General features: G+C 41.9%; 1 protein-coding gene. It reads left to right on the plus strand.

Annotation, left to right across the window (positions count from 1 at the left end; translation table 11 throughout):
* Positions 1-155 precede the first annotated feature (155 nt).
* A partial coding sequence (locus HMPREF3031_RS13360) for a G5 domain-containing protein (RefSeq protein ID WP_142351325.1) occupies positions 156-12,781 on the plus strand: 12,626 nt, incomplete at its 3' end.

The raw sequence follows: 12,781 nt of genomic DNA on the forward strand, positions 1-12,781 counted from the left end.
TAATAAAAAAGTGTGAAACTTTTGAAATTTACTAAAATAGTTATAGACACTTCTTGAAATTTCAGTATAATTAACTCAATTAGCAATTTTTAAACGAAACTAAATGTTGAACAAGCGAAACAAAGGTTTGGAGAAAACGAGGAGGAATTTTTTCTATGAAAAAATTAGATTTTCTTCCGAATAGACGGAACAAGTATTCTATACGTAAATTTACCGTAGGAACAGCTTCGATTCTATTAGGAACAATGTTGATTTTAGGAGTAAACGATGAAGCAAGAGCAGCTGAAAACAGCACATCTGATTCATCAGGCAGCAGCTCAAGCAGCTCGACGGGAAGTGGCGACACTTCAACAACTGAGTCAACTACAGAAACTACACCGACACAAGAGACACAAACAAATACGCCAGAAACAACGACGAATACGACAGAAACAGCACCACAAGTTGATACCTCTCCACCACAAGAACCGGCTCAAAATACAACTGAAACAACAGAAACACCTGCGACATCCACGCCATCTGGTGAGACGTCTGCGCCAACAACTGACCCTGCGCCAGCACCAGATACGACTACAGAACAAGATTCAACACCTTCTAATCAAGAATCTTCAACATCAACACCTTCAGAAACACCAACACCTTCACAGCCATCATCCAATGAATCATCTCAAACACAAAGTACTCCTGATACTAAGACAACACCTTCAACAGACGCACCTTCATCATCAAACGACACTTCATCAGACTCTCAAACAACACCATCAAATGATACATCATCAGAATCTCAAGCGGCACCATCAAATGATACATCAAATCCAGATACATCAACAGGAACGTCAGATGCACCATCAACAACTGATAATAACACTACAAATAGTACAGCTAATGATACTTCTACGCCAAATTCAACGAATGACACAACGATTTCATCTATTGAATCACCAACACCGACATTGTCTCAAGATTTATCACAAACATTGGATAGCAGTACAGATAAGGAAAGCGCTTTAACAGATTATTTAGCAACTGAAGAAAATTTATCACCTGAAGCAGCACAACAAGTGGTAGATGGTATGGCAGTAGATGCGAATACTGCGACAGATGAAGAAATCGCAGGTGCTTTATTGACTTCTTATTTACTGAATACATCGAGCGCACCTGGCAGTGATCCTGTGGGCGAATTACCATTAACAACATCTACACAATCATCAACGACATCAAGTTCAACAAGTATTTCACCGATGTTTCGTATGATGGCATTTTCAGCATATGCAGCACCAGCACCTGCGACACAAGTCAGCACGTGGGATCAGTTTATTGCGGCGTTAAATGACAAAACAGTCTCTAATATTCAATTGACTGGCAATATCACAGGTACAAGCTCACCGAACCTTCAAACTTCAACAGGACGCTCTGTGACGATTGATGGTGGCGGTTATACGTTGAATACGGGAACGAATATTATTAACGCCCCAGCAACATCAGGCAGTTGGAATATGACGTATCAAAATATGAATATTACAACAGGCAATACAGGTGGTTTAGTAAACTTCGGCGCAAGTACGACGACTAACAACACTATCTCGTTCAATAACGTCAAACATACTGGCAGTAACTTGGTGAGCAGTACACTCGCAAACCAAAACGTGAATGTCAATATTAGCGGCAACTTCAGTTCAATTAGTAATGACAGTACTTTAAACCGTTCAAACATTGGTGCGAAGAATATCAATATTGCGGCAGATGCGACAGTTAATATTACACGTACTGGTTTAGGTAACGCACTGCAAGTCGTTGATGGCGGTGTAATTACAACAGGTACGAATTCAAATATTACAATGAACGTTTCGCCAACCAACCCATGGGGCACAACGAACGGCACAACTGCATTCCAAGTCGGTAATGGCGGCTCTGTGTTAATCGGTGATGGTTCGACATTAAATATTACAGGTCAAAATATTTTTGACTTTGCGAATGATGGCACGCTTTACACAGGTGCGAATTCTACAATCAATATCAGTCAAAAAGGTAACGGTAACATTGTAGATATGGGGACTGGCAGTACTTTCGAAGTTGGCCAATACTCTAAATTCATCGCATATTCCGATGGACATCGTGCGGGTGATTACTCAAACAACAACCTGATAGGATTAGATGGTAACTCTCAAATTTTAATTGATGAGTACGCGACATTATTCTTAGATGCAAAAAACCATCAATGGAACCCAGATACTAAGACACAAGTCGGCGCTTATAATGACTTAGTCAACATTAATGCGACAGGTACGCAAAGTGCATTATTATGGGTGAAAGATAATGCGACATTAGACTTGCGTACAGATAACCGTGACTATTACGCGGAAGTTTTATCGATTCCTTTAGGCGGAACAAGTCAAAACCGCCAATTTATCTTTGATAATGCGAACTATATCAACTTCCAAAAGAATAGTATTGTCACAAGTGGTCAAAGTACAAATGGCAGTAAGCCGAACTTGATTTATATGGATCCTGGCTCTCCAGGTTATATGAAGTGGAATGGTTCTTATATTGTTAAAACTTGGAATGCGACACACTTTAGTGATCCAAATCAAAGTGCAGATGCGGATACAGTTTGGTCTGACGTTGTAGATTTACAAGCAGCACAAAAAGGTTTCTCTACAGGTACACCAACTTATAATACAGCAGAATCTACAAGTGCCAGCTCAACACCTTCAGGTACAAGCAGTAAAGACTTAAGTACTTTAAACTTAAATACGATTCAAAGAATTGTGTTAATCAGTAATAACTCAGTCAACCCTGAAGCTGTGCCGGCGCAAACAACCGTAGAAACAATTGAGCCAAGTACAAGTTATCAAGCTGTTTCAGACCCGACAAAACCGCTTGGTACTGAAACGATTGTGGTAGAAGGTGTACCAGGTTCACAAACTGTAACAACAGAACCAGGTAAAGATACTATTGTGAACGTGACACAACAGCCAACAAACGAAGTTATAGGTGTGAATAATGTACAAGCGACGACAACAACTATTCCTTACAACACACAATATGTCGGTGTAAACCAACCAACAGATTATACAAACGTGCGTACACAAGGCCAAGCAGGATCAACAACAACGACAACGACTTATACGGTTGACCCAGCAACAGGTCAATTATCTAATCCAGTGACTACTACATCGACAGTTCAACCTGTAACACAAGTCATTGAAAAAGGAACAGTTCAAACAACAACAGCAGATGTACCATATGAAACGATTTATAGAGAAAATCCAAACTTACCTCAAGGTACACAAAACGTTGTTCAACAAGGGGTAACAGGTCAAACACAAACGACAACGACTTATACAGTGAACCAGACAACAGGTGCATTAGAAAATCCGACAACATCAACAACGACATTAACACAAAAGCAAGATCAAATTATTGAAGTAGGATCAGGTGTGACAACATCAACAACTTCACCGATTCCATCAGGTACGACATATGTTGCAGATCCAAACCCTGATGCAGGAGTTGGAGACCAAACAGTTGTGACGCAAGGTCAAGATGGTGTCGCAACAACAGTAAAAGAACCTGGTCAAGAAGCAGTTACAACAACGACAACACCAGCTGTTGATGAAGTCATCAGTGTGGATAATGTTGATACTAACGTGACACCGATTCAATATAATACGGTGTATCGTTATAACCCGGATTTAGCAGTAGGAACAACGAATACGTTAGTTCAAGAGGGACAAAATGGTTCAACAACGACGACAACAACGTATGATGTAGATGCGACAACAGGTGCATTATCTAACCCGCAAACTGTGACAAATACAATCAATCCAGTTGACCAAGTCTATGAATATGGACCAGTCGCAGGCGATACAGTGTATCAAGTCGACCCGAACTTACCATACAACCAAACAAATACAGTGCCAGGCACGCCAGGGGACCCGAACGATCCAAACAACTTGCCGACGGACACAATTGTTTATGTTGGTAATGTCAGCACATCAACAACACCAATTATTCATAGTACGGAATACATTGGTGTGAATGAACCGACGACGTATAGAAATGTAGTGGCTGAAGGCAGTGATGGTTCAACAACAACGACAACAACATATGAGGTCAATCCTCAAACAGGTGAATTGATTAATCCGCAAACTAATACAGAAACAGTGCCTGCAGAAAATCGCGTAATTGAAAAAGGGACAGTCCAAGTTACAACAGCAGAAGTACCATATGAAACGACTTATAGAGAAAACCCAGATTTACCACAAGGCACAGAAAATGTGTTGCAAGAAGGTGTGGTAGGTCAAACACAAACAACAACAACTTATACAATCAACAGCACAACAGGTGAATTAGAAAGTCCTGTTTCAAATACAGATACTTTAGTACAAGCACAAGACCGTATTATTGAAGTGGGTACAGGTACGACGTCTGTCACAACTACACCAATTCCAGCGACAACGGTTTACCAAGCGAACCCTGACAAAGATTCAGGTACAGGTGACCAAATTGTGGTTGTTGAAGGTCAAGATGGTGTGTCAACAACAGTGAAAGAACCAGGTCAAGAAGCGGTTACAACGACAACCACACCAGCGGTTAATGAAGTCATCGGTGTAGATAATGTTGATTCAGCGACAGCACCGATTCCATATGAAACAATCAACCGTTATAACCCAACATTACCTGTTGGTTCACAAAATGTGGTCGTTCAAGAAGGACAAGAAGGTACCGCAACGACAATCAAGACATATGAAGTTGACCCGGCAACAGGTGCGTTATCTAATCCGGTGACAACGGAAGAAGTGTCTCCATCAACACCGCGTATCGTAGAATACGGACCAGTTGAAGGTAATACGGTTTATCAAGTCGACCCGAACTTGCCATATAACCAAACAAATACAGTACCAGGTACACCTGGAGATCCAAATAATCCGAATAACTTACCAACGGATACTATTGTGTATGTCGGTAATGTCAATACAACAAATGAAACATTACCTTATGACACGCAATATGTAGGTGTTAATCAACCGGCAGATTATACAAATGTACAAACAGCGGGTCAAAATGGTGTGACGACAACGACAACAACTTATGAAGTCGATCCAAATACGGGTACATTGATTAATCCATCTATTTCAACACAAACGACACAACCTGTGACAGAAGTGGTTGAAAAAGGAACAGTCCAAGTTGCGACAACACCAGTACAATATGAAACGATTTATCAAGAAAATGCGAATTTACCTGTAGGCGTTCAAAATGAAATCCAACCAGGTGTGGTTGGGGAAATAACAACGACAACAACGTATACAGTGAATCCTGAAACAGGCGCATTAGAAAATCCATCATCAACAGATGCGACAACAGTTCAAAAACAAGACCGTATTATTGAAGTCGGTACAGGTACAACTGTTGTGACTACAGATCCGATAGCGCCGACAACGGTTTACGAAGCAAACCCTAATCCAGATGCGGGCACAGGTGATTACACAGTAATAACACCTGGACAAGCAGGTGAAACGACAACTACGAAAGAACCTGGTCAAGAGCCAGTCACTGAAATTACGACACAACCTGTGAATGAAGTCATTGGTGTGGATAACGTAGATACAACAACAGAAACAATTCCGTACCAAACAGAAACACGTTATAACCCGAACTTGCCAGTAGGCAGTACAGATGTAGTGGCACAACCAGGTCAAGATGGTGTGATTACGACAACGACAACGTATGACGTAGATACAACGACAGGACAACTGTCTAATCCACAAGTGTCAACAGAGACAACACAACCTGTGACACAAATTATCGAATATGGTCCGGTTGCCGGAGAAACGATTTATCAAGCAGACCCGAACCTGCCATATAATGAAACAACGACGGTTGAAGGTACGCCTGGCGATCCGAATGACCCGAATAATCTGCCTACAAACACAGTGATTAAAGTAGGTAATACAACACATGAACTCGCAACATTACCTTATGACACGCAATATGTAGGTGTGAGTCAACCGACAGATTATACAAATGTCAGAACAGAAGGACAAGAAGGTTCAACAGCTACGACAACGACGTATACAGTGGACCCAGATACAGGTGCGTTATCAAATCCGGTCACTTCTGTTCAAACGATTGGACCAGTTACACAAGTGGTTGAAAAAGGAACGGTTCAAACGACAACAGCGGATGTCCCATATGAAACGATTTATAGAGAAAACCCAGATTTACCACAAGACACACAAAATGTGGTACAACAAGGCGTAGTTGGTCAGACACAAACAACGACAACGTATACGATAAATCCAGAAACAGGTGCGTTAGAAAGTCCGACATCTGACACAATAACTACGATTTACAAACAAGACCAAATTATTGAAGTAGGTACAGGCGTAACGACATCTACAACGTCACCGATTTTACCGACAACAACTTACCAAGCGAACCCTGATGCAGACCCTGGCACAGGAGACCAAGTTATCTTAGTGCCTGGTCAAGAAGGTGTTGCGACAACGGTAAAAGAGCCAGGTAAAGAAGCGGTCACTACAACGACTAAAGAACCAGTGAATGAAGTGGTTGGTGTAGATAACGTGGATACTACAACGAGCACGACAGCTTATGATACGATTACACGTTATAATCCGAACTTGCCGACAGGCAGTACAAATGTAGTCGTTCAACAGGGTCAAGATGGCGTTACAACAACGACAACTACGTATGAAGTAGACCCGACAACAGGCCAATTATTAAATCCGCAAGTAGAAACAAACACAACAGAACCAGTGAGTCAGATTGTGGAATATGGTCCTGTCGCAGGCAATGTCGTGTATCAACCTGACAGTAATGTACCTTATAATCAAACTAATACTATTGAAGGTACACCTGGAGACCCAAATGATCCGAATAACTTACCGACAGATACAGTTGTCAAAGTGGGTAATGTGCAAACGGATGTGACGACACAACCATATGAAACAACATATGTAGGTGTGAGTCAGTCGACAGATTACACAAATGTTCAAACACAAGGTCAAGACGGTACAACGATTACCACAACAACGTATCAAGTGGATCCAAACACAGGTTCACTATCAAACCCTGTGACTGCAGTTCAAACGATTGCGCCAGTGACACAAGTGGTTGAAAAAGGAACAGTTCAAACAACAACAGCGGATGTCCCATATGAAACGATTTACAGAGAAAATCCGTATTTACCACAAGGTACACAAAATGAAGTTCAAACAGGTATTACAGGTCAAACACAAACAACAACGACTTACACAGTGAACACACAAACAGGTGCACTAGAAAGTCCAGTTGAAAACACAACGACATTAGTTGAAAAGCAAGACCGCATTATTGAAGTGGGTACAGGCGTAACAACGTCTACGACAACACCAATCCCACCTGAAACAACTTATCAAGCAAATCCTGATAATGATCCAGGTGTCGGCGAACAAACGATTATTACACAAGGTCAATCTGGTGTATCAACGACAGTCAAAGAACCTGGGCAAGAGGCAGTTACGACAACGACAACAGAACCTGTGACGGAAGTCATTGGCGTAGATAATGTGGATGTGACACAACAAGATATTCCGTATAACACGATTGAACGTTATAATCCGAATTTACCAGTGGGTACAACGAATTCAGTGGCACAAGAAGGGCAAACGGGTCTTAAAACAACAACGACAACGTATGAAGTTGACCCAGATACAGGCGCATTATTAAATCCTGCGATTAATACAACAGAAACTGCGCCAGTTGATCGTATTATTGAATATGGTCCAGTGGCAGGAGAAGTAATTTATCAACCAGACCCAAGCTTACTAGTAGGCCAACAAACGACTACTGAAGGTGTACCAGGAGATCCAAACGATCCAAATAACTTACCGACAGATACGGTTGTTAAAGTAGGTAATGTCGATACTGCGACAACTGTCTTGCCACATGATGTGACATACGTGGCAGTAGATCAACCGACAGATTATAAAAATGTTGCAACAACAGGTGTCGATGGTTCAACGACTACTACAACAACGTATCAGGTGGATCCAAATACAGGTGTGTTAAGCAATCCGACATCAGTTAATCAAACAACAGAACCTGTGACAGAAGTTGTGGAAATCGGTACGCAACAAGTCACTACAGCTGAAGTACCTTATACAACGATTTATAGAGAGAACCCAGACCTTGCGGAAGGCACACAAAATGAACTTCAAGCAGGTGTCATTGGGCAGACACAAACGACAACAACTTATAGCGTGAATCCAGAAACTGGAGAGTTATACAATCCAGTTGCGAATACAGTAACGCTGACTGAAAAACAAGATCGTATTGTAGAAGTCGGCACTGGCGTGACAGTAACAGACACAACAGTGATTCCGCCGACGACAACGTATGAAGCAGCACCGAACCCAGATGCAGGTGTCGGTAACACGACAGTGATTACAGAAGGTGTACCAGGTGAATCAACAACAACGAAAGCACCAGGACAAGATCCAGTTACTGAAACAACAACACCGCCTGTCAACGAAGTGATTGGTGTTGATAATGTAGACACAACAACAGATACGATTCCATTCGATACGCAATATGTAGCAGTAGATCAACCTATCGGCTATGAAAATGTGGCGACATCAGGTCAAAATGGTACAACAACGACAACAACAACGTATCAAGTCGACCCGAATACAGGTGCATTGATTTCTCCAGAAACAACAACGACGACAGAACAACCAGTGGCACAAGTGATTGAAATCGGTACAAAACAAGTGACAACAAACGATATTCCATTTAATACAACGTATGTCGATAATCCGAACTTGCCAGTAGGAACTGAAAATGAGGTTCAAGCAGGTATTGTGGGACAAGAAGAAATCACAACAACATATACTGTAAATCAGACAACAGGTGCACTTGAAAATCCAGTGTCTGTGACAACAACACAAGTTGAAAAACAAGATCGTATTATTGAACGTGGTACAGGTGTCACAACAACTGAAGTGACAGAGCTGCCACCGAAAACAATCTATGTTGCGGATTCAGATAGTGATGCAGGTGTGGGCGGTACGACTGTTCTTACGCCAGGACAAGCAGGTTCAACAACGACAACGACTGAACCAGGTCAAACACCTGTCACAGAGACAGTTCCGGCTGTAGACCAAGTTGTAGGTGTTGATAACGTAGATACAAGCACAACAGATGTTCCGTTTGAAACACAATATGTCGGTGTAAACCAGCCTGTGGGTTATGAAAATGTTGCAACGACAGGTCAAAACGGTACAGAAACAACGACAACAACGTATGATGTGAATCCGGAAACTGGAGCGTTGACGAACCCTCAAGTTTCAACAACATCAACACCAGCTACTGCACAAGTTGTGGAAATTGGTACAACGCAAGTTGAAACTAACGATGTGAATTACGAAACAATTTATAGAGAAAATCCAGACTTGCCTGCAGGTACACAAAATGAAATTCAAGCAGGTATTACAGGACAAACTCAAACAACAACAACTTATACAATAAATGCGCAAACAGGTGCGTTAGAAAATCCAACTTCAAATACAGTAACAACAAAAGAAGTACAAAACCGTATTGTTGAGGTCGGTACAGGTGTAACGACACAAACTACGACACCAATCGCACCAACAACAAGTTACACCGCAAACCCTGATACAGCGCAGCCAATCGGAGAACAAACAGTGATCACAGAAGGTGTGCCAGGTGAATCGACAACAACGAAAGCACCAGGACAACCTGCGGTCACTGAAACAACAACGCAACCTGTGAATGAAGTCATTGGTGTAAACAATGTGACACAAACAGAAACGGATGTACCATATGAAACAATTATCTGTTATAATCCGAATCTGCCAGTCGGCACAACGGATTATGTAGCACAAACAGGACAAAATGGTTCAACTATTTCTACGACAACTTATGAAGTTGATACAAACACAGGAGCATTGATTAATCCGAACACACAAACAACAACAATAGATCCAATAAATCAAATTGTAGAATACGGACCAGTTGCTGGCGGTACAACATATCAAGCAGACCCGACATTACCAGCTGGTCAAACAAGTACAGTACCAGGTCAACCAGGAGATCCGAATGATCCGAATAATCTGCCGACGGATACTGTGGTAAAAGTGGGCAACGTGACAACAGAAACAAGCCCAGTTCCTTATAACACACAATATGTAGGTGTTAGTGAACCGACAACGTATACAAATGTTCAAACACCAGGTCAAAATGGTACTGAGACAACAACGACAACGTATACTGTGAACCCAGAAACAGGTGCACTTGAAAGTCCAGCAACTATAACAACGACAATTCCTTCAACAACTGAAGTGATTGAAAAAGGTACAGTACAAGTTGTAAATACGGATATTCCTTACGACACAGTATATAGAAAAAATCCAGATTTACCTGCAGGTACACAAAATGAAATTCAAGCAGGTAGCGTTGGCACATCACAAACAACAACAACTTACCAAGTAAATGGTCAAACAGGTGCGTTAGAAAATCCAACGTCAGAAACAACAATTCTATCTGGTGCACAAACACGCATTATTGAAGTAGGTGTCGGCACAACTGTTACGACAACAGATGTGATTGAACCTAAGGCAAACTATGTCGCAAATCCAGATGCAGACCCAGGCACAGGTGATCAAACAGTCATCACACCAGGTAAGCCAGGTGAATCGACAACAACGAAAGCACCAGGTCAAGAGCCTGTCACTGAAACAACAACACCAGCTGTTGATGAAGTGATTGGTGTAGACAATGTGGATACGACAACACAAACAATTCCGTACGAAACCATCATCCGTTATAATCCGGATTTACCTGTCGGTACAGTGAATCAAGTGGTACAAGAAGGTCAAGACGGTACGACAACAACGACAACGACATATGATGTAGACAGCACAACAGGTACATTGTCTAATCCGCAAGTAACACAAAGCACAACAGCACCTATCAATAAAATTGTAGAATATGGTCCGGTTGAAGGTACGATTGTGTATCAACCAGATGCGAATCTGCCATATGGTGAAACAGAAACAATTCCAGGTACGCCAGGCGACCCGAATGATCCGAATAACCTACCGACTGAAACAGTAGTGAAAGTGGGTAACCAAGTTACAACAACGGATGCGTTGCCATATGACACGCAATATGTTCCAACAACTGAACCAGTAGGCTATGAAAATGTGAAAGTCGCAGGTCAAGATGGTACATCTACAACGACAACAGTGTATGATGTGGATCCAACAACAGGTACATTAAGCAATCCAGCAGTGACGACAAATACAACACCAGCTGTCACACAAGTTGTTGAAAAAGGCACAACTCAAGTCACAACAAGTGCTGTACCATATGAAACGGTTTATGTAGAAAATCCTAATTTACCTGAAGGTGCACAAAATGTGCTTCAAGAAGGTTCAGCAGGTCAAACACAAACAACGACAGTTTATTCACTCAATGCGGAAACAGGTGCTTTAGAAAACCCGGTTTCTTCTACAGTGACAACACAAGAAGCAATCAATCGTATTATTGAAGTCGGTACAGGCGTAACGACAACAACGACAACACCGATTGCGCCGACTACGTCATACGAAGCTAATCCAGATTATACGCAACCTGTCGGAACACAAACTGTGACAGTCCCTGGTCAAGCAGGCGAATCAACGACAACGAAAGCACCAGGACAAGAAGCGGTTACGGAAACAACGATTCCTGCAGTGAATGAAATTATTGGTGTGAATAACGTAGAACGTACAGAAACAACCATTCCATACGAAACAATCGTACGTTATAACCCAAGCCTTCCTGTAGGTACAACAGATTATGTCGCACAAGAAGGTACGAACGGTACAACGACAACAACAACAACGTATGAGGTAGATAATCAAACAGGTGCGTTAACAAATCCACAAACACAAACGACAACAGTAGATGCGGTGAATCGTATTGTGGAATATGGACCGGTAGAAGGCGGCATCATTTATCAACCAGATGCGACGTTGCCTGCAGGTCAAACATCTACAACACCAGGTACACCTGGAGATCCAAACGACCCAGATAACTTACCGACAGATACTATTGTGAAAGTCGGCAATACAACAACAGAAACAACTCAAGTACCTTATGAAACGAAATATGTAGGTGTTGATGCACCAACAACTTATACGAATGTACAAACACCAGGTCAAACAGGTACAGAAACAACAACAACGTATAGCGTGAATCCTTCAACGGGTGCTTTAAGTAACCCGCAAATCACAACAACATCAACACCAGCTGTTGATGAAGTGATTGAAAAAGGTACGACACAAGTCACAACAGCTGACGTTCCTTACAATGTGGTTTACAAAGATAATCCTAATCTACCTCAAGGTACAGAAAATGTACTGCAAACAGGTATCACAGGACAAACGCAAACAACAGTAACTTATACGGTGAATCCGCAAACAGGCGAGCTAGAAAATCCATTATCAACAGATCAAGTGCTAGTAGAAAAACAAGACTTGATTATTGAAGTGGGTGTCGGCACAACATCAACGACAACAACAGAAATTCCGCCAGAAACAACGTACGTTGCGAACCCTGATTCAGACGCAGGTACAGGTGATACACAAGTGGTGACACCAGGCGTACCGGGCGAGTCAACGACAACGAAAACACCTGGACAAGAAGCGGTGACAGAAGTTACTACACCAGCGGTTAATGAAGTGATTGGTGTAGACAATGTGGATACGAC

It is taken from the genome of Staphylococcus sp. HMSC072B07, assembly GCF_001815505.1.
Taxonomy (GTDB): Bacteria; Bacillota; Bacilli; order Staphylococcales; family Staphylococcaceae; genus Staphylococcus; species Staphylococcus simulans.